Origin of the sequence: Lysinibacillus odysseyi 34hs-1 = NBRC 100172 (assembly GCF_001591965.1) — a bacterium.
In the GTDB taxonomy this organism is placed as follows: Bacteria; Bacillota; Bacilli; order Bacillales_A; family Planococcaceae; genus Lysinibacillus_B; species Lysinibacillus_B odysseyi.
Genome location: NZ_BCVX01000007.1, coordinates 111286 through 132501 on the forward strand (window position 1 = coordinate 111286; position 21216 = coordinate 132501).

Consider the following 21216-nt stretch of genomic DNA (forward strand, 5'->3'; position numbering starts at 1 on the left):
CTGTTCAATCGTTCTATTTAAATAAGAAAAAGGACTATAGACAAACCTTTCTTTTCTTGGTTTATCTATAGTCCATTGCCATATTTTATGGGGCAATTTTGTTGATATCTGGATTACCGCGGGCGGATAAAATGCTGTGTCCAGTAATTGCCGCTGCTGGAATACCCAACACCGATATGTGTGTAATGGCTGTTTAGAATATTAGCACGGTGACCGGGAGAGTTCATCCATGCATTCACAACTTCCTCTGGTGAGCGTTGTCCTACCGCAATATTTTCCCCTGCATAGCTATAGGAAATGTTAAAACGATTTAATATATTTTGCATCCCGCCATAGGTTGGACTGTCATGACTCAAAATACGTGTAGCGGCCATATCATCAGTTTTAAATTGGGCAGATTGCATCAATGAGGTACTGATCACAAGGGGATCAAGCCCATTTTCGACCCGCGCCTGATTTGTTAGGGCAATGACTTGCTCTGCATAGCTGCTGTTTACCGGTCTTTCGGGTGCCTTTACTCCATCACGCGCCCGCAGGACAAAGCTTGCCATCTGACCGCGCGTCACGGAAGCATTTGGCGAAAATGCTGTAGCTGACGTACCATTTGTAATTCCCGCATTGTAGATTGTCTGGATATCATATTTAAAACTGGAGCTATTCGGGATATCATGGAACGGGTAAGAAATAGTGCGTGCCTCCTCCAGATTAAATGCCCGGGTTAAAATTTTGGCCATTTGCGCACGTGTCAGCCACTCATTTGGCCGGAATGTATTATCTGAAGAGTAGCCGCCAATGATATTCCGCTCGTTTAAAGCTTGAATGACCCCATAATATTCAGAGTTTACTGGAACATCTCTGAACTGTTGATGAGATTGAGTAGAAGAAGCTAAATTTAGAGACTTGGCAATAATTTTGGCTGCCTGAGCACGTGTCACATAGTTACCCGGACGAAACGTACCATCGCTGTAACCAGAAATAATATTCTTAGAAGCTAGGTTTTCGATAGCAGCATAGTGGCTGTTGTTTGTTGGAACATCTTTAAATGTTGCAGCATCAGCCTTTAATGGCATGAAACAAGCAGACAGGACAAGACAGCAGGAGAGTACTAGTTTGTTCATTTTCAAGATGGCGTCACCTTTCTCTCGTTTAAATATAGTAATTTTTGATAATTATAGACGTCTACAATAAGCTATACCATCAAAAATTTACTTTGAAACGTAAATGTTAGTGCATCGAAATAGAAAAATAAGATTGTTAGAAAAATGATAAAAACGTTACAAAATAGATAAAAAAACGGTGTACATATAAATAGCCCCGTCTGTCTAGAGTGACAGACGGGGCCTAATTCGTTTCTCTCTTCACGAGTAGAGGACAACGGATAATTAACTTTGTGTTATTCGTTTATTCCCTTGCAACCATTTAATCAGCTATATACAGAACTTTCTGTACCTGTTGCGATGGAAAACATTTTTTCATTTACTAATAGCGCCCATTGTACAATCGGGCCAAGGCCAAATGACATGATAACTGTACCTATACCAATAGGACCCCCTAGGCAAAAACCTAAAACGGCTACTGTAATTTCCAAAGTTGTACGGGCACGACGGACGCTCCATCCTAATTTATTAGTAACGAGGAGCATAAGGGTATCACGTGGACCAACACCAAGATTAGCGACAATATACATACCTGAACCAAAGCCAAGGAAAACGAGGCCAAAGCAAAAAGCAATCAATTGCGGAAAGAACCCGACAACGTCCGGCAATAGGCTATTGAAAATATCAATGAAGATACCAGTAAGAAACATGTCCAAAAATGTACCCATCTTTGGGAAACGCTTCATGACGATTGAATCTATAGCCAATATAAGTAGTCCGGCGATGATGGACCACGAACCGATTGTCAGTCCCGCCGTATCTGCCAGTCCGATATGCAATACATCCCAAGATCCTACGCCGATTAGTTTTGCTTTAACTGTTAAAGTGACTCCAAATGACAATACGATAATTCCAAGTAAAAAGAAGGCGCTGCGCCAATAAATTAGTTTGTTCATTTCATTTCTCTACTTTCACCATATATAAATAGCATTAATCTACTCTATAACACAATTTATTATAGCCGGGGAAAGGGGAGAAACTTGTTTTTCAGCCAATTCTGAAGATAAAGACTTTCGTTACCTATATAAGAAGCAGGCAAGGAAAAGTCAGGCAGAGCAAAAACTGGTTTGATGGTATTGAAAATTTTTTCGCTCGCACTTGTATCTGAAGAAAAGAGGAAGATAAGTGTAAATCATGTACATAACCTTGCGCTTTAATAAGGGACGTTGTGTATATAAAAATGAGGCCTCTAACTGAGTAACTGTATAGGATAATTTAAGATAGAGGGCAGCTTTCCGGTAAACTGATATGAAGGGGAGGACGCGTTCTGAGACATCACCCCTGCGTTGAGGATGGTGAAATGCTGCAGGAGCAATATATAGAGGTATTACAATGAAAAAGGCTGTGTGAAAAGTCATTTCAACTTTTCGCACAGCCCTGCAGCTTATTATGAATGCATCACCATGCCACCGTTGACATGAATACACTGCCCTGTAATATACGTCCCGTCATCTGATGCAAGCAGCACGTAAGCTCCGGCTAATTCGCTCGGTTGGCCCGGTCGCTTCATCGGTGTTTCTGTACCGAACTCCTCCACTTTTTCTGAATCGAACGAAGAAGGGATGAGCGGTGTCCAAATAGGACCTGGCGCTACCATGTTGACACGTATGCCTTGGTCTACAAGGTTTTGCGCGAGGCTTCTTGTAAAGCCGACAATCGCTCCTTTTGTTGTTGTATAATCGATTAAAGTTTTATGTCCACGGTAGGCGTTTATAGAAGTCGTTGAGATAATCGCACTGCCCGGCTTCATATGTGGAATGACCGCTTTTGATAAATAGAAAATCCCATCCAAATTGATGCTGAAGGTCTTACGCCACTGCTCATTTGTAATATCAACGAAGTGATCAACAGGGTACTGAACCGCCGCGTTGTTTACAAGAATATCAATCCGGTTAAATGTATCGAGCGCCGTTTTGACAATCATATCGCTTGTGCCCGGCTCAGAAATATCTCCCGGTGCCAATACGACTTGCGCTCCGGCTTCCTCAGCTATACGCTTTGTTTCCTCAGCGTCGCTATGCTCTTCGGATAAATAGTTTAGGACAAGATTAGCCCCTTCTTTTGCGTAGGCAATTGCCACCGCACGGCCAATCCCCGAGTCACCGCCTGTAATGACGGCGACACGGCCTTTTAGCTTTCCGCTCCCCACATATTCTTTTGGCTGAGTTGGTAGGGGATTCATTTTTGATTCAATGCCCGGCTGCTTTTCTTGCTGCTGCGGTGGTGTGCCGCCTACTTGTTTGTTTTCAACATTTGTCATGGAAAAAGCCTCCTTTGTATTGTCTCCATAACTCTTTAACCTGTTATCCTGATTTTAAACATACGGTTGTTTTGATGGAGGGCAGGAGGTCTTTTAATCAAAAAAGGCTGGAAATCCATAAACTTCGGATTTCCAACCGTATTGTAATTTGCAAATACTTTATAATTTATATTGCTTCACAAGGGTATCCAGCTCTGTAGCAAGGGCTGCAAGACGTTCCGAGCCGCTTGAAACCTCGTTAATCAGCTCACTTGATTGAACCGTTGTGGCAGTGGTCTCTTCAATTCCGGCTGACGCTTCTTCCGTGATAGCTGATATTTCCTGAATCGCTGCGTTAATTGTCTGTGTTTCAGCTGCCATATTACCGATATTCGTAATAACAAGCAGTATATTATCTGCCACACGCTGCATCGCTTCATCGATTGCATGGAATGTATCAGCTGTTGTCTGTAATTGAGCAGATCCTGCACTTGCTTCACTATACCCTTTATCAAGGGACTGATTGACATCCGTCGACTCCTGTTGAATTGTCTGCATGATTACAGTGATTTCCTCGACAGCCGCCGCTGTTTGATCTGCCAGCTTCCGTACCTCTTCTGCTACAACAGCAAACCCTTTTCCATGCTCACCGGCACGGGCAGCTTCAATTGATGCATTTAGTGCCAATAGATTTGTTTGATCTGCTACATCTTTAATAATGGCAACGAAAGAGGCAATGTCTTTTGTCTGGTTATCCAGCTTGTCCATTTTCTTTTTTGTTTCTTCAACTACATGATAGATCGAGGTCATCTGTTCATTTGAACGATTGATTTGTACTTTCCCATCTTTTGCAAAATCAACAACACGTGTTGTAAGCTTTTGCAGCTCAACTGACCGCGTATTTGTATCCTGCATTTTATTAGAGTATTCATTCATAAGAAAGACAAGTTCTGCTGCTGCATCAATCTGCCGCTCTGCACCGCTAGACAGCTCTTCCATTGTATTCGCAATTTGCTGTGATCCAATGGCAACTTCTTTAGAGGCGGATGCCAGTTCTTCGCTGTAGGAGGATACCTCGGCTGCTGAAACTGAGACATCTGTCAAAGTCCTTTTTAAATTCATTTGGAAGCTTTTCATATTGGTAACCAGTCCGCCGATTTCGTCATTACGAGCTTTCGCAAACACTTCTTGTCGCAAATCGCCTGTTGCCATGATTTCCATATGTTCCGAAACAGCTTTGACCGGCTTTGCAACGGAGCGGCTAAATAAAACGGCTATAATAATACCTGCCGTAATGGCGCCTAGCAATACAAATAACGCAATAAAGAATATCCTCTTTTTCGTATCCCATATAATTGAAATATCCTGATTAAGTTCAATTATTCCAATAATTTCGGTATTGGACGGGTCATACATTGGCATGAATGTTTCGTAATGGGTTTGATCTTTTTGGTGTACCGTCTTTCCCTTCTTAACAGCTTTTATAATGGATTGATCTTTTAAAATATTTCCGATTTGGTCTTCTTCGGATGATACAGTAATTTTATGTTCTTCGTTATAAAGGTTAATTACAACACCCGGTATTAGATTTTGAAGGTCCTTTATAAAAGAATCATTTAACCCTGTTTGGACTGTGCCGATAACCTTCCCATTTACCTCCAGCGGGGCAAACGCCCTTACAGATAGACCGCTTTTACCAAATTCAAAACCGGCGGACCCTTCACCAGCCAAAGCATTTTGGATGGCAGGAACATCTTTTTTATCATCGCCGTACGACTCCGGGTTATGCCCCCTTACGAGTACTTTCCCGTTGACATCGCCGATTTCCATTACCGTTAAGTCATGTTCTTTATTCAATCGGCTATAAAGTGGTAACACAGCATTTTGAATAGCAGTCCGATCTGTACCGCCAAGCACTTGTAAAAGTTTTGGGTCTTTGGCATATAGCGAAGTAATTTCCAAAAGGTCCTGGGAAGTTGCACGGAAATGCTCCTGTACCATATGTTCATACTCTTTCTGCTGCTTATCGCTCATTGTGTTCAGGCTAGTAGTGGACGTGAAAAACAGAATAACTACTGTTGTCACAAGGGAGAGGATAATAACTGATAAAAATACAAAAATCAACTTCTTATGTAGTGAATTAAATTTCATAGGTTCTCCTTCCTGTATTCAGTCTCAGTATAGCATAAACGATTGACGCATTTAACAGTATTTTCCCTTTACATAGTAAAAACCTGCTACGAATTCGTAGCAGGTTTATATTCATACTTTAGTTCATTTAAGGCAGCATCTACAGAGACGTGTAAGTCATGTTCATTAAAAAACCATTCGTCCGCCTTTTCAATATAGAAATGAACATCATCTAACACAGTTTCTACACCAATCTCATGCGGGCTTTCCCGGTTCATCCCAAGGGAAAATCCTTCGTGAAAGGGTGAGGAGCCGCCGTATCTTGCATAAAAGCGGATATAATCACCAGCTTCTGCTTCCATTTCTTCTTTAAACCATTCCATTGCCTCATTTGCTATCAGTATTTTCAACATTATCACCTCATGCTCTATTATGCCGGCCATGAGGCATAATGAAAATAAAAAAGCCCTCCAAAAGAGAGCTTTTCTAAATAGAGAGCCAGCTGCAATACAGCTGCCATCAACAAAAACTAGTGTTGGCATATGACTGCCAGCCATTTATATCCAAGTTACTTTCGGTTCTGTCCCGTTTTTAATTCGCTGGATGTTAGCTCGGTGACGGTAGACAATAAAGAAGAATAAGACCGCTACTAATATACATAATGCCCATTCACCTATGACAATCCCGTAAATAATACTATAGATTAAAGCAACTGTTGCTGCAATCATAGATGTAAGACTGACCATTTTCGTCAATTTCAAGGAAATCAGGAAGACAATAACGAGGAGGACGAATAGCAGCCATGTATAACCGAGCAGCACGCCCGCACTTGTTGCCACCGCTTTTCCGCCTCTAAAGCCCGCAAAAATAGGGAACATATGACCAACAACAGCAACTGCTCCTAAAATCAGTGGGTGAATCGTTGTTTCCTGAAAAAAAGGAAGAAGCGGCAGCAGTACTCCTGCTGTACCTTTGAGCACATCCATCACTGTAACGATAATACCGGCTTTCTTCCCAAGAATCCGGAATGTGTTTGTTGCTCCGAGATTTCCGCTTCCATGTTCACGTATATCCGTTTTGTAAAAGATTTTTCCTATCCATAGGCCAGAGGGAATCGAACCAATCAGATAAGCACAAAGAATTATTAGTGCATTCACCATGCGTTGCGCCCCTTTCGATTTTCAAAATTATTAGTTGGTACTAATAGGTTGTAACAAATATTTTACACGCTTTTATAGAAATTAGGAAGAATTAATTTTATGAAGTGATTGTTCTATTATATGAGCGAAAAAATAATATCTACCCAAAATTACCCTCTCATGTGAAAAGGATCAAAATATGCTTAGGGAAGAGGAGATGGAAATAATTTATAGTATATTTTGTGAGAAAAGAAGGAAAAGACCGGGTCCTTCATGAATTTCAATAGAGCGTGAACTTTTAATGAGACAGAGTTAATGTTACAATAAATGTCTGATTGCGTTCTTTGGAAACATTGACATGACCTACTTTTCGCAGTACGATTAGTAGCAAATAGAACGTTTGTTTGGTTTTGGAGGGGAATAGATTTGGCAAAAAAACAGCCAGGCATCGCATATAATGACGATGCAATTCAAGTATTAGAAGGTTTAGAAGCGGTACGAAAACGACCAGGGATGTATATCGGTTCCACAGACGGGCGTGGCCTTCATCATTTAGTCTATGAAATAGTCGATAACGCAGTTGATGAAGCGCTTGCAGGTTTTGGTACACATATCATCGTAAAAATTCATGAAGACAACAGCCTAAGTGTACGTGACTACGGCCGTGGGATGCCGACGGGAATGCATAAAATGGGTAAACCGACACCTGAAGTTATTTTTACAATCCTGCATGCAGGAGGGAAGTTCGGCCAGGGCGGCTATAAAACAAGTGGCGGCTTGCATGGTGTCGGATCTTCCGTTGTAAATGCCCTTTCATCCTTTTTGGAAGTAACTATCTACCGCGATGGGGTCATTCACCGCCAGCGTTTTGAAAACGGCGGAAAGCCGGTTACTTCATTAGAAACAATCGGTAAAACGAAAGAAACAGGGACCCTTGTTCACTTCCTGCCGGACAGGGAGATTTTTTCTGTCACAAAGTTCAACTATGATACATTGGCGGAGCGTTTAAGAGAATCAGCTTTCCTGCTGAAGGGGTTAAAAATTGAACTGATTGATGAACGGGGAGAAGGCCAGCATGATGTCTTCTTCTTTGAGAATGGAATCGAAGCATTTGTCGCTTATTTAAATGAGGAAAAGGATGTCTTACATCCTGTGAAATATGTCGAAGGCTCTCAGCACGATATCGAAGTCGAATTTGCCTTCCAATTTAATGACGGCTATTCAGAAACAATCCTGTCATTTGTAAACAATGTACGTACCCGCGACGGTGGGACGCATGAAACAGGTGCCAAATCAGCCATGACTCGTGTGTTCAATGAATACGCACGGAAAATCGGGCTGTTGAAGGAAAAAGACAAGAATCTGGAAGGCACGGATATCCGGGAAGGTCTATCCGCGATTGTTTCTGTCCGTATCCCCGAACATCTCCTGCAATTTGAAGGCCAGACAAAGGGTAAGCTCGGGACAAGCGAGGCACGCTCTGCTGTAGATACAGTCGTGTCGGAGCAGCTTTTGTATGTACTGGAGGAAAATGCAGAATTGTCTGCCTCTCTTGTGCGAAAAGCAATCCGTGCGCAGCAGGTAAGAGAAGCTGCTCGAAAAGCGCGGGAGGATGCACGTAATGGCAAAAAGAGTAAAAAAGGTGCAACGATTCTTTCCGGTAAACTGACACCGGCACAGTCGAAAAATGCTGCGAAAAATGAGCTTTATCTAGTGGAAGGTGATTCCGCGGGCGGTTCTGCAAAACAGGGACGGGACCGCAGCTTCCAGGCTATTCTGCCGCTTCGCGGGAAGGTTATCAACACGGAGAAAGCTAAGCTGCAGGATATTATGAAAAATGAAGAAATATCCACAATCATTCATGCAGTGGGTGCTGGGGTAGGCACAGATTTTAATGTGGAAGATGCGGCGTATGATAAAGTCGTGATCATGACCGATGCCGATACGGACGGTGCCCACATCCAAGTCTTGCTCTTAACATTCTTCTACCGCTATATGCGGCCGCTTGTTGAAGCTGGGAAAGTGTTCATCGCCCTGCCGCCTCTATACAAAGTCTCAAAAGGCAGCGGGAAAAAGGAAGTTATTGTTTATGCCTGGACTGAAAAAGAACTGCAGTCAGCTATCAAAAAGGTCGGCAAAGGCTATATCATCCAGCGTTATAAAGGGCTTGGCGAGATGAATGCCGATCAGTTATGGGATACAACAATGAATCCGGAAACACGTACGTTAATTCGCGTCACAATTGAAGATGCGGCACGTGCAGAGCGTCATGTAACAACACTCATGGGTGATAAAGTAGAGCCTCGTCGAAAATGGATCGAATCGAATGTCGACTTCGGTATGGAGGAAGACGGCAACATTTTGGAAAACGAGCACATTCATGAGGAGGAAGTATAATGTCACAGGAACGTTTTCAAGATTTACCACTAGAAGAAATTATGGGCGACCGTTTTGGCCGCTATTCAAAATACATTATTCAGGACCGGGCGCTGCCTGATGCACGTGATGGTTTAAAGCCGGTACAACGCCGTATTTTATACGCTATGTTCAATGAAGGAAACACACATGATAAGCCATTCCGTAAGTCCGCAAAGACAGTCGGGAACGTAATCGGTAACTTCCACCCGCACGGGGATTCATCCGTTTACGAGGCGATGGTTCGTATGAGCCAGGATTGGAAGGCACGTCATATGCTGATTGAAATGCACGGGAATAATGGTTCTGTCGATGGTGACCCGCCGGCTGCCATGCGTTATACAGAGGCGCGTCTATCGGCTATTTCAGCAGAACTTTTACGGGATATTACGAAGCGTACTGTTGAATTTGTGCCAAACTTCGATGATCAGGACATGGAACCGACGGTGTTGCCTGCACGCTTCCCAAATTTACTTGTCAACGGTTCTACAGGTATATCAGCCGGCTATGCAACTGATATCCCTCCTCATAATCTGGCTGAAAGTCTTGACGCTGTGTTGATGCGCCTTGATAAGCCTGATGCCACTGTAGATGAATTGATGACGGTCCTTAAAGGCCCGGATTTCCCAACAGGTGGTATTATACAAGGGGTAGACGGTATTAAAAAGGCATACGAAACAGGCAGAGGGAAAATTATCGTACGTGCAAAAGCCGCTATTGAACAGATGAAAGGCAGTAAGGAACAAATTATCGTTACGGAGCTTCCATATGAGGTAAACAAGGCAAACCTTGTGAAAAAAATCGACGAGCAGCGTCTTGATAAACGATTGGAAGGCATTGCGGAGATACGTGACGAGTCGGATCGTATGGGACTGCGTATTGTTATTGAAATGAAGAAAGATATCCCTGCAGAGGGCATTCTAAACTATCTTTATAAAACAACTGACCTGCAAGTAGCATATAATTTCAATATGATTGCGATTCATGACCGCCGTCCAACGATGATGACATTACCGCTTATTTTAGATGCGTATATCGCTCATCAAAAAGATGTCGTAACGAAACGCTCGGAATACGATCTTCAGAAGGCAAAAGACCGTCTGCATATTGTGGAAGGTCTGATGAAAGCATTATCCATCTTGGATAAGGTAATCGCGACAATCCGCGGATCGAAGGACAAGCGCGATGCCAAAAATAACTTGATGGCAAAGTTCGAATTTACAGAAGTACAGGCAGAAGCGATTGTCAGCTTGCAATTATACCGCCTGACAAACACCGATATTACGGAGCTTCAAAAAGAGCATGAGGATTTAACGAAACTCGTTGATAAATTATCTGCTATCTTACAAGATGAGAAAAAGCTGATCAAAGTGATTAAAACAGAGCTGACGGATATTAAAAAACGCTTCAGTGAACCGCGCCGTTCGCAAATTCAAGCAGAAATTGAAGAAATCAAAGTGACGCTCGATGTTCTTGTACCTAGTGAAGAAGTGGTAGTTACTGTAACAAAGGACGGGTATGTGAAACGAACAAGCCAGCGCTCCTATGCGGCGTCAAACGGCAAGGATTTCGCGATGAAGGAATCCGACTATCTGCTGTATGAGGAAACATTAAATACCCAGCATTTCCTATTGCTGTTTACGAGCAGAGGAAATTATATTTATCAGCCTGTTCATGAGCTGCCGGATATCCGCTGGAAAGACCTTGGTCAGCATATTTCCAGTATCGTCTCGATCGATGCAAACGAAGAAATTGTCTCCGTTATCGGAGTAGATAAGTTCGATCAGGAAGACACATTCATTTTCACGGCAACAAAAGAAGGGCAGATCAAACGTTCAGCCCTTACCGACTATGTCGTGACACGGTATTCAAAGCCGATTAAGACAATGAATTTAAAAGGAAACGATGAAATGATTTCCGCAGAGCTTGTGACATCCAAAAAGGAAGTTCTATTGACGGCAAATACAAGCTTCAGCATCCGTTTTGATATGGAAGAACTGCCGGTTACAGGTGTAAAAACAGCGGGAGTAAAAGGGATTCTTTTAAAAGATGGGGAATACCTAGCCGCGGCGAATATTCTTGAACCGGGCGCAGAGCAGGAAGTCGTGATTGTGACACAGCGAGGTGCTGTTAAACGCATGAGTGTCTCTGAAATCGAACAAGGAAACCGTGCAAAACGCGGGGTTGTTACGCTTAAAGAACTAAAAGCCAATCCTCACCGCGTCTTTACGATGATTGTAGTAAAGCCAACGGATACTATTTTACTTGAAACTGAGAAAGGTATTCAGGAAGAAATCCAGGTAGGAAGTCTATCGCGGGCCGACCGTTACTCAAATGGTTCCTTACGGGTCGATACAGCAGGGGATGGAAAGCTTGTACGGGTGGCAGTTATTAAGCAGCAATAAATAAATGTAAGAAAAGCATTACGAGACGATTAGTCGTTTTCGTAATGCTTTTTATATTTCCTATATTCTTTGTCGATTGTTTCCTTTTTCGTTTTTGTCATTCGGACATGTGTGGAAAACTCACTTGTTCCGCGTTTTTCCGCCACATCCTTCCCATCTTGCCGCAAAAGTTTCAACCGTTTTTTTCTTGCTTCCGATTTCGCCATTTTACCACCTCCACATTTAGTTTACCCGTCAGGTTAGAGAACGAAAAGTACGACTTTTACAAGACGGAGAGAACCGTTTTGTAAAAGTCTATCGGTGAAATCAATAACCCCTTATGTAAAAAGACTCCTGGCAGAAGCCGGGAGTCAGAAACTTGATCAAAATTCGTTTTTACAAAGCAAATTAGTGGGATACGTCTTGTACAGAAATACCCGTTTGTGCTTTTACTTCTACTTCACGGAAGATTGCTGGATCTTCAGACGGTGATAGATAACTGCCTAACCAGCCAGCAAGGAAGCCAAGCGGTACGGAAATGATTGCCGGGTTTGTTAACATAATTAATGGTTCACCAACAAAGATCGCTTTACCTTCTACTGGATTCCAAACGTTCGGAGACATAGAAACGATAACAAGAGCTGAAATTAAACCTGTTAGCATTGCTGAAATGGCACCTGCTGTATTGAAGCGTTTCCAATAAATTGTGTAAAGGATAACAGGTAAGTTAGCTGATGCAGCGATACAGAACGCAAAGGATACTAAGAACGCTACGTTCAGCGTTTGAGCACCTAATGCCAGGATAATTGAAACAACCGCGATCGCAATTGAGCCGATACGAGCAGCCATAACTTGCTCTTTTTCTGTAACTTTCCCTTTTTTGATGATTTGACCGTAAATATCATGTGATAGGGCAGAGGCACCTGAAAGTACAAGGCCTGCTACTACTGCCAAAATTGTCGCAAATGCAACCGCACATACGAACGAGAATAGAATATCGCCGCCTAATGCTTCTGCTAGAAGCGGAGCAGCCATGTTACCGGCAGCATTTGCCGCAACGATATCATCCAAACCTACGAATGCTGCTGCACCGAAGCCAAGGAAAATCGTTAAGATGTAGAAAATACCTACAATCCATGTTGCCCAGATAACAGAAGAACGTGCTGTTTTTGCATCTTTTACTGTAAAGAAGCGCATTAGGATATGCGGCAGACCAGCTGTCCCTAACACTAATGCAACAAGCATAGAGATTGTATCAAGTCCATTTGTATATTTAAGACCTGGATTTAAATACGCTTCACCATTTGCTGTAGCTGTTTTCATTTCTGAGAACATTGTTAAAATATTAAAGTCAAATTTCGCTAATACTAAGAAGGAAATGATAACTGTACCTAACATTAATAAACAAGCTTTGATGATTTGTACCCATGATGTCGCTGTCATACCGCCGAACAGTACGTAGATCGTCATCATGAAACCTACTAATAATACCGCCACCCAATAAGGGATACCTAATAGTAATTGAATAAGTGCACCCGCACCAACTAGCTGTGCGATCATGTAGAATAATACGATAGTAATTGTAGATAGGGCTGCCACACCACGAACTTTTGCTTTATCAAAGCGAGCCGTAATCATATCAGCCAGTGTAAATTTCCCTAAGTTACGTAAAGGTTCTGCGACGATGTAAAGTACTACTAGATAGGCTACTAAATAACCGATCGAGAAGAAGAACCCGTCAAAACCGAAAAGCGCAATCGAACCGGCAATTCCAAGGAATGAAGCCGCTGATAAGTAGTCACCAGCAATCGCCAAACCATTTTGCCAACCCGTTAAACCACCGCCTGCTGTGTAAAAGTCACTAGCACTTGATGTACGTTTGGAAGCCCACCATGTGATGACCAATGTCAAACCAACGATTGCTACGAAGAATGAGATAGCAGTAACGCTCATTAGCTAACACTCCTTTCGTATTCGTCGATGATGGCCTTTGCATCACGGTCAAAGTTGCTTGCTTTGGCTACATATAAATGTGCAAGTCCCCATGTCATAATAAATAACCCCGCCGAGTAAATCCATACCCACGTTATATCCCCGATCGCCTTCTTATGCAGAATATCTGTGTAAGAAGTCAGCACCGGCAGTAGCATATATGCTACAAGGAACACTGCTGTAAGAGTCCAAAGAAAAGCGTTCTTTTTCTTTGTCAGTTCTTTGAACGACTCTAGCTGCGCGATTTTTTCATAATCCACTACTGGACTATTTTTCGCCATAAACATACCCCCTAATTTGTGAAATTTTTTACTGCTTAATGATTGTAAAATTCTACTTAATAGCTTTTTACAACTCTCATTTTATGGGAGCGTTCACACAATTGCAATAGTTTTTCTGAAAATTATGCAAAAAAAATTTTGAGAAAAATAGTTTGAAAGAGAAAATAAAAGTATTTATAGAGAAATAATGATAAATTTTTAGTGTTATATGACATGTATTTAGTGAAAAAACGAGGGGTTGACAAGTAAAAAAATGCCTGTATCTATTACAGAATCAAACCTTTTTATATGCATAAAAAAATAGAGAATATTATTGGTCACTAAAGGATAGAGCGGGAAATTAATATATTTTAATAAGGATTAAAGTGGAAAATAGGAGCTGTACAATAGAATTTTTCTTCCCTTTCTGCTGTATCCATCATCTGAATACAGGCAAATACAGCATGGATAATTGATATTGCCATCATGAAGACCGGGATAGTATATGCAGTTGATACTTGCTGTTTTCCTGGCGGTTTTCCGATTTTTATCTTCCTGGCTCCAATATCATAGCAAAAGACCAAAATCCTATTAATCCAAGGCTAAAAAAAGCAATGTTACTTATAACTTCGCTTCTATATAATATCTTTTCTGCATGAAGCAATAATTTCCTACCCTGACCTTTACAAATGAATGGGTATTCATTTATGATGGAATTAAATTGTTAAATATTTTAGAAGATTCATAGAATATTTAACGGACGATAGGGGGAGAATATATGGAATTACCAGTAATTGTTGCACCCATGTTTTTGATTTCTACACCTAAGATGGTTATTGAGTCGTCAAAGGCGGGCATGATTGGGTCGTTTCCGCTGCTGAATGCCCGTCCAGCAAGCGAATGCGCAAAATGGCTTCAGGAAATTAAAGAAGCCTTGCCGACAGAACCTTGGGCAGTGAATTTTATTTGTCATGAGCGGGAAAATGCCCGTTATGAGGAGGATTTTAATTTAATTAAGGAGTACCAGCCGCCGATTGTTATTACATCACTTGGCAATCCTGCGCCTGTGGTGGAAGCGGTTCATGCATATGGCGGTAAAGTATTTTCTGACGTGATTTATGTAAAGCATGCAAAAAAAGCAGCGATGGCTGGGGTAGATGGTCTTATCCTTGTCACAGCCGGGGCAGGCGGGCATGGCGGCACATTAAATCCGTTTGCGTTCATTTCAGAGGTGCGCGCCTTCTTTGACGGCATCATCTGCCTAGCCGGTACTCTTTCAAGCGGGGCGGACATTGTAGCAGCTAAACTTATGGGAGCGGACTATGCTTATATCGGGACTCGGTTCCTTACAGCTGCAGAAGGCAATTCGACAGAGGACTTCAAAGATATGGTCATCGGCAGCCAAATAGAAGATATCATATATACAGATGCTTTCAGCGGAGTACATGCCAATTATTTAATTCCATCTCTTATTAAAAACGGCATAGACCCAAAAAACCTTCAATCAAAAGGAAAGCTTGATTTTTCCGTTATGACAGATGCCAAGGCATGGAAGGATATTTGGTCAGCCGGACAAGGTGTAGGTAACGTAAAAAAACGACAGACAGTAGCCGAAATTGCTGCCGAGCTGCGTGCCCAAATGGAGACAGCTGTTGAAAAAGCGGGAAGACTGCTCTCAACGGAAAATGTATAAAAGAGAGCCCAGGAGAAATCTTGGGCTTTTTATATAAGGAAAAGACATTGAAGGTCTTTAAAAAGAAAACAAGGTATGTTCCTGTGGGGGATCATACCTTGTATGTACATTAAATTTCGTATTCAATATTTTTAATTTGGCTATTGCTGATTTTTGGCGAAGGCTGTGCATTATACACTCTGGAATATGGAGGGACTGAATGCGTCAGCCAAATATTACTGCCCAGCACTGTGTCATGACCAATTTTTGTTTGGCCGCCTAAAATTGTCGCACCCGCATAAATAATGACATTGTCCTCAATATCAGGATGACGTTTTACGCCCTTAATCGGATTTCCATTTTCATCGAGCGGGAAGCTTAACGCACCTAATGTGACACCTTGATAGATTTTCACATTGTTGCCGATTGTGCATGTTTCACCAATGACGACACCTGTACCATGATCGATAAAGAAAGATTCCCCGATGGATGCGCCCGGGTGGATATCAATACCTGTTAATTGATGCGCATACTCAGACATAATACGCGGAATGATCTTAATATCTAAATTATAGAGTTCATGTGCAATCCGGTGGATACATACAGCTGTAATTGACGGGTAGCTCAATAAAATTTCCTCTGTTGAAATGGCTGCCGGGTCTCCGTTATAAGCTGCCTCAATATCCGTTTGGATCACTCTACGGATAGTTGGCATTTTATTGATAAGCGTCATGACTACTTCATCCGCTTTTTCTCTGCATTTTTTTTCGCAAATGGGTGTACCTTCCGCATCTCGGTTATAAATTAGTACCTTTTCAATGATATCTCCGAGGTCCATCGCAGCTGTACGTAAGCTATTACTTGCCTCTGCGTTGATTCTCATATCATTGATCGGTCTGCTGCCGTACATTCCCGGGAACAGTGCCACTTGGAAGTTGTGAAGTATCTGGTAAATTGTATTTTTACCATGTAAGCCAATAGAGTTCTCAATATCCACGTACTGCCTATTAATCTCATCGAGAGAATTGGCGATATTTGGTACTTCATTGTTTAACCATTCATTAAATTTCATCGCTTCATACCCCTTACTATTTATTAAGACAAGAAGTCTTGATTACTATAGTTAGTACTTAATATGTTTCATTGTACAATGATTTAAAAAATTATGCAGTAGTTGTGATTTTAGTTTGCTAAAGTTATTTCGAAAATCATTTAAAAAGGAGTAAACATGGTGGAACTGCATTCCCTTAAAGAAAGCTTTTCGGCATTACAGAGCCTAGTTTATTTTGATGAAAAACAATATTACCGGGAACAGACTAAAAATACGGATGCGGTGCGAAAGCTGATTGCCGCGTTAGAAGGAAAAAGACGGAATGGTGGGGAAGAGGAATATTTTCTTCTTAGCGCATTAGGGTATTGCTACAGAGTGATAAATAAACCGAAACAGGCGATTGCAGCTTTGCAGGAAGCTAACTCAGCTTTTACGGATATTAAAAAAAGAATGATCACGCTGATCCGATTAGGAGAAGCATACAAATATGACGGGCAGCATGAAATGGCCCTGCATTCTTTTGCACAAGCGGAGGAAATCTTACGTGAAACCAATCTTCTAGCCTATGAGGATTTCCTTTGCCAGCATCAGGCCAAATGCTATTTTGAATTGCATAATTTGGAAAAGGCCGAGGTGCTATTTCAAAAGGCTTTGGAAATCAGAAAGAAAAAGGGGGACGAATTATTGATTAGATCGACCAGACAGGTATTGGAGGAAGTAACAAAAAGAAAACTAAGAGAGATAGGAAAGTTAAACAGCAACACTTAACTATAAAAGTTAAATATGTATGCTGACTAAATGTGAAGACACCTCAGGTAAAAACCTGTAATGAAGCTTTACTCAATTAATGGTTTATAATCACGAACGGAATATATCTTTCATAAATTCGCATATATCAAGATTAGAACTTTCTATACAAGGGAAAAACTAATTGTTTTTGTTAATTATGAGAGGGGGAGTATGATGAGTTTTGGCAATCAAGTGCAGTTAAAAGTGTACCAGCAAATCGAAAAAAATATTATCCCGGTTTCCTATGAGGAGCTGGAAGCGAAAGCAAAGGAGGTATTAGACGCAAAGCCGTTTTATTATGTGGCGGCTTCTGCAGGAGCAGAAGTAACAGCCGTACAAAATAATCGAGCGTTTGATAAGTGGCAGATTGTTCCGCGTATGCTATGTGATACATCTTCAAGGGATTTAAGTATCGAGCTATTTGGCAAAAAGCTAAGCTATCCAGTGCTGCTCGCACCAGTAGGCGTACAATCCATTGTTCATCCGGATGGGGAATTGGCAACGGCACGTGCAGCTGCCGCGATGGATGTTCCTTTCATTGCCAGCACTGCTTCGACATACAGTCTTGAAAAGATTGCAGATACGATGGGCGATTCACCCCGTTGGTATCAATTATATTGGAGCGGAGACCATGAAGTTGCTGCCAGTATGGTAAAGCGAGCCGAAGCAGCTGGGTATGATGCCATTGTTATTACACTTGATACGTCCATGATGGGGTGGCGTGAAAAGGATATTGAACATGCGTATCTGCCATTTTTAGAAGCACAGGGAATCGGCAATTATTTAGAAGATCCGGTATTCTGTTCTAGACTTGCATGTCCTCCGCAGGAAGATATGCAGGCAGCCATTATGCTTTGGGCATCCATTTTCGGAAACCCCGCGTTAACATGGAAGGATTTAGACTTTATCAAGCAGCAAACCTCGCTGCCGATCCTTTTAAAAGGAATTTTGCATCCTGATGATGCGAAACTTGCAGTAGAACATGGTGTGGATGGAATCATTGTCAGCAACCACGGCGGTCGACAAGTCGACGGGGCCATTCCTGCAATTGATGCACTACCGGACATTGTCGAAGCTGTACATGGACAAGTCCCGATTTTGATGGATAGTGGTATCCGAAGAGGCTCGGACATTCTGAAAGCGTTATCTTTGGGTGCAAAAGCCGTTCTGATCGGCCGCCCTTATATGTACGGCTTAGCGCTGGCGGGAGATGAAGGTGTAAAACAGGTATTGAGAAATATGATTGCTGACTTCGATTTAACATTAGCCTTATCTGGTAAGCGGAGCGTTCAGGAATTGAATCGGGAATTATTAAAGAAAGGTTAATATGATGAGTGTATATCCTCCCTTGAGAGAAACGGGGGGATATTTTATTATTTTTAATCTATTCTATCAGGAATATCCAACTTTAAGTAAATGGTCTGGTTAATAATAGCACTTTGCAGGATAGTTGAAAAAGACGGAGAATTTATAAGGTATCAGATTTTATAAAAACGAGGAATTCAATATGCAAAAAATACACGAAGTAATAGATATGTTAGCCAATAAGGGATTGATTATTAAAGATCATTGGGAATTTAGGTCGTTAAAAAGCGGAACTACTGGCGGTATTTTATATACTCTTTGGTTGAATCAGCAACCAGCGTATGTAGTCAAGATAGATACGCCAGCAATTATTACATCAACTCATGATTTTCTTATGACTTATCAAGACGTAAAGCTATTGCCTGATGTTCTGTTTACGGATGATAAAAAGGATTTTATTGTTTATTCTTTTATCCCTGGAGAAACACATATTAATCGAGGGTCTAAACTGGATTGGTTGAACGTTTTAATTAACGGGTTATTTAACCATTATCAAAAGGCGGCTAGTGACGAGCCATGGGGCAGGGTAAACGGAATAGAAAGAAGCTCTTGGTCAGATTTTACACAAACTAGTTTTGAGTTTGCTGGGGAGAATATAGGTGAACTTCTTCCGGCGGAGGATCATCAAAAAGTGGAACAGTTAGTAACCAAATTAAAAGTTGCTCATGCTCAGGAGGAAAAGTATTATTTACACGGAGATACAGGTGTTCATAACTTTGTATTTTCGGATAATAAAATCAATGGGGTTATTGATCCTTCACCATTAATTGGCCCTAGAATTTATGATTTTACCTATGCTTTTTGTTCTTCACCGGATAACCTTGACGGGAGTACATTATTCGCAGCATTTTCATCGTGGAGCGGGCATGAGTCATTTACGAAGGAACAGCTGCTGGATGAAGTTCTTTTTCAGCTTTATACACGAATTGGCGTATGTATTAAAGTGCATCCGCATGATTTAGACGGTTATATGGCGGCATGGAAAGAATGGAGGAAATACCTTCCATAAAAGAAATATATATATATAAGAAGCATCAAAACAATCAACAAAAAGGAGGAGTTTTATTGAAACAGCACCATTTCAACGTAGTTCCATATAGCCCTGAGCATGCTGAAGAGACAGTAGCCATGTGGCGGGAAAGCAAGGAAAGAGCAATTGGTCAGAAAGAAATGCATAATATGGAAAGCCATTTATATTTTTTAAATCATATATTACGAGAACAGTATCAAATAGAGTTAGCATTAATGGATGAACGTGTAGTTGGAATGATTGCTTATAACGAAACGGAGATCAGCCAGCTTTATATTCATGTGGATTATCAGGGATTGGGTATTGGCCGGACATTACTGGATAAAGCAAAAGAACAATCCACGGGAAGATTAACGCTATATACATTTGACGTAAATAAAAACGCACAGAGATTTTATGAACAAAATGGATTCAAAATCATTGGTCGAGGCTACGAAAACGAAGAAAATTTACCTGATATTCAATATGAATGGGTTTCTGAATGAATAAACGTAAAGTGAAAGTAATCTGGCACAGATAGATATAGGCGCAACAAATCTTGAATCTGCAAACAACAAGCAATGAAACGCAGCATGTGTAAATGGATCGGGCTATTAAAAACCTCGTTTCTGTCTCACTATTTAAAGTATACTTTTGAGACAGATATAACTTCCTATAATTTATATTATGTAAACTAGAAATTTTAAACAGTATAAGTGGGCTTTCCTCTTAAGCGCCTAATTATTCGTTGTATCAAGTTCACCAGTAACATCGTAAAGCCTCCCTTTGAAAAATGAATCAGCATTGTTTGTTTTCGATATACGTTTGGTAACTCCTGATTTTTGGCTGCTTTAACCTGATTACGTTTATAAAAACTATTTCATTATCTCTACGTTGTAATTCTATGATTCTTTCTCATCTATTTCCCAATTTTCTTGTTGTGAAAAATCATATTCACACCAATTTTTCCAGTGTATATTACTTTTTCCTACTTCAATTAAATTGGTGTCATGATGTTCTATTGCTCTTTCTAAAGAGCTAAAAAATATATTTTTACTTGGTGGTAAATCTTCTACTTCTGTATGCTGCCAATTTTCGGCCTTATAAAATGGTATCCATCTTGGATCTAAGTTGAATGTTTCTAGCAATTCATGCACATTCAAGAAAAAAGCTGGTCGTAGCTCTTCTTTAATTAAACGTAAAAGTGACGTTTCATATTCTATTGGATCATCAATAGCTAAATCATATGCTTGATACTGTTCAGGAACGAAATGGTATTCGTAGGTTTTTTCTAAAATAGTGATTTTGCCTTTAAATAGTTGTTCTTTTGATAATGCTTCTTCTGTTTCAAATTGAATAGTATCAAACGCTGTAATACCAAACGAAATGTCTGGCTGGCTTGAATAATAATATACATCAGTCTGTGGACCTTCTTGATCGATGCCTATTACTTGAAAAATTAGTAACCACTCATCGTTTTGTAGAAAAACATCTATACTGGCTGCAACGTAATCAAAATTAGCGTTTTCTAAAATAAGGAATTCATATTCTTTATAATGCATATCTAATATGGTAGTTAGATTCATATTCTATCTCCTTTTCTTTATTCCACTT

Annotated in this window: 18 protein-coding genes; 7 read left to right on the forward strand and 11 right to left on the reverse strand. The window is 41.0% G+C overall.

Annotated features, from left to right (window positions below):
* Positions 1 to 113: 113 nt before the first annotated feature.
* From BOD01S_RS12785 to plsY, 6 genes are all read right to left on the reverse strand, one after another.
* Positions 114 to 1118 (reverse strand): CAP and S-layer homology domain-containing protein, encoded by a 1005-nt coding sequence (locus BOD01S_RS12785; RefSeq protein ID WP_156117072.1) that lies wholly within the window; start codon positions 1116 to 1118, stop codon positions 114 to 116.
* Positions 1119 to 1423: 305 nt separating this feature from the next.
* Positions 1424 to 2053 carry a YczE/YyaS/YitT family protein gene (locus BOD01S_RS12790; protein ID WP_036159038.1) on the reverse strand — a complete coding sequence of 210 codons (630 nt, stop codon included), beginning with the start codon at positions 2051 to 2053 and terminating at the stop codon, positions 1424 to 1426.
* Positions 2054 to 2544: 491 nt separating this feature from the next.
* Positions 2545 to 3417, reverse strand: coding sequence for an SDR family oxidoreductase (locus BOD01S_RS12795; RefSeq protein WP_036159040.1), 873 nt, complete (start codon positions 3415 to 3417; stop codon positions 2545 to 2547).
* Positions 3418 to 3576: 159 nt separating this feature from the next.
* A complete protein-coding gene (locus BOD01S_RS12800) occupies positions 3577 to 5547 on the reverse strand; it encodes a methyl-accepting chemotaxis protein (RefSeq protein WP_036159041.1) in 1971 nt (656 codons plus the stop codon).
* Positions 5548 to 5633: 86 nt separating this feature from the next.
* Positions 5634 to 5936, reverse strand: coding sequence for a HesB/YadR/YfhF family protein (locus tag BOD01S_RS12805; RefSeq protein WP_036159692.1), 303 nt, complete (start codon positions 5934 to 5936; stop codon positions 5634 to 5636).
* 147 nt (positions 5937 to 6083) lie between these two features.
* Positions 6084 to 6686: a glycerol-3-phosphate 1-O-acyltransferase PlsY gene (gene plsY, locus BOD01S_RS12810; RefSeq protein ID WP_036159043.1), complete on the reverse strand. Its 603-nt coding sequence runs from the start codon at positions 6684 to 6686 to the stop codon at positions 6084 to 6086.
* Positions 6687 to 7091: 405 nt separating this feature from the next.
* Here plsY and parE point away from each other — a divergent pair, with 405 nt between their 5' ends.
* Positions 7092 to 9062 (forward strand): DNA topoisomerase IV subunit B, encoded by a 1971-nt coding sequence (gene parE, locus BOD01S_RS12815; protein WP_036159045.1) that lies wholly within the window; start codon positions 7092 to 7094, stop codon positions 9060 to 9062.
* Positions 9062 to 11485 (forward strand): DNA topoisomerase IV subunit A, encoded by a 2424-nt coding sequence (gene parC, locus BOD01S_RS12820; RefSeq protein ID WP_036159047.1) that lies wholly within the window; start codon positions 9062 to 9064, stop codon positions 11483 to 11485. Before parE ends, parC begins: the two co-directional genes overlap by 1 nt.
* Before the next feature lie 29 nt (positions 11486 to 11514).
* On the opposite strand, the gene BOD01S_RS23365 is transcribed toward parC, so the two are convergent.
* The 3 genes from BOD01S_RS23365 to BOD01S_RS12830 all read right to left on the reverse strand — a co-directional run bounded on the left by BOD01S_RS23365 (position 11515) and on the right by BOD01S_RS12830 (position 13737).
* A complete protein-coding gene (locus tag BOD01S_RS23365) occupies positions 11515 to 11691 on the reverse strand; it encodes a hypothetical protein (protein WP_169745646.1) in 177 nt (58 codons plus the stop codon).
* 181 nt (positions 11692 to 11872) lie between these two features.
* Positions 11873 to 13417: a solute symporter family protein gene (locus BOD01S_RS12825; protein ID WP_036159048.1), complete on the reverse strand. Its 1545-nt coding sequence runs from the start codon at positions 13415 to 13417 to the stop codon at positions 11873 to 11875.
* Positions 13417 to 13737 carry a DUF485 domain-containing protein gene (locus BOD01S_RS12830; RefSeq protein ID WP_036159050.1) on the reverse strand — a complete coding sequence of 107 codons (321 nt, stop codon included), beginning with the start codon at positions 13735 to 13737 and terminating at the stop codon, positions 13417 to 13419. Before BOD01S_RS12830 ends, BOD01S_RS12825 begins: the two co-directional genes overlap by 1 nt.
* Positions 13738 to 14494: 757 nt before the next feature.
* Here BOD01S_RS12830 and BOD01S_RS12840 point away from each other — a divergent pair.
* The gene (locus BOD01S_RS12840) at positions 14495 to 15409 is read left to right on the forward strand and encodes an NAD(P)H-dependent flavin oxidoreductase (RefSeq protein ID WP_036159054.1); all 915 of its coding nucleotides are present in this window, start codon (positions 14495 to 14497) and stop codon (positions 15407 to 15409) included.
* A gap of 109 nt (positions 15410 to 15518) precedes the next feature.
* Here the strand turns inward: BOD01S_RS12840 and epsC are convergent, their stop codons facing one another.
* Entirely contained in the window at positions 15519 to 16460 is a 942-nt protein-coding gene (gene epsC / locus BOD01S_RS12845) for a serine O-acetyltransferase EpsC (RefSeq protein ID WP_036159056.1), read from the reverse strand.
* 159 nt (positions 16461 to 16619) lie between these two features.
* Between epsC and BOD01S_RS12850 the strand changes: the two genes are divergently transcribed.
* The 4 genes from BOD01S_RS12850 to BOD01S_RS12865 all read left to right on the forward strand — a co-directional run bounded on the left by BOD01S_RS12850 (position 16620) and on the right by BOD01S_RS12865 (position 20108).
* The gene (locus tag BOD01S_RS12850; protein WP_169804323.1) at positions 16620 to 17207 is read left to right on the forward strand and encodes a tetratricopeptide repeat protein; all 588 of its coding nucleotides are present in this window, start codon (positions 16620 to 16622) and stop codon (positions 17205 to 17207) included.
* Between the two features lie 192 nt (positions 17208 to 17399).
* Complete coding sequence (locus BOD01S_RS12855; protein ID WP_036159058.1) at positions 17400 to 18554, forward strand: lactate 2-monooxygenase; 1155 nt, start codon at positions 17400 to 17402, stop codon at positions 18552 to 18554.
* 181 nt (positions 18555 to 18735) lie between these two features.
* Complete coding sequence (locus tag BOD01S_RS12860) at positions 18736 to 19602, forward strand: phosphotransferase (RefSeq protein ID WP_036159060.1); 867 nt, start codon at positions 18736 to 18738, stop codon at positions 19600 to 19602.
* 119 nt (positions 19603 to 19721) lie between these two features.
* On the forward strand, positions 19722 to 20108 hold the full coding sequence (locus BOD01S_RS12865) for a GNAT family N-acetyltransferase (RefSeq protein WP_088321716.1): 387 nt from the start codon (positions 19722 to 19724) through the stop codon (positions 20106 to 20108).
* A gap of 396 nt (positions 20109 to 20504) precedes the next feature.
* Here BOD01S_RS12865 and BOD01S_RS12870 read toward each other — a convergent pair whose 3' ends face one another.
* On the reverse strand, positions 20505 to 21188 hold the full coding sequence (locus tag BOD01S_RS12870; protein WP_036159064.1) for a DUF7003 family protein: 684 nt from the start codon (positions 21186 to 21188) through the stop codon (positions 20505 to 20507).
* Between the last annotated feature and the right edge of the window lie 28 nt (positions 21189 to 21216).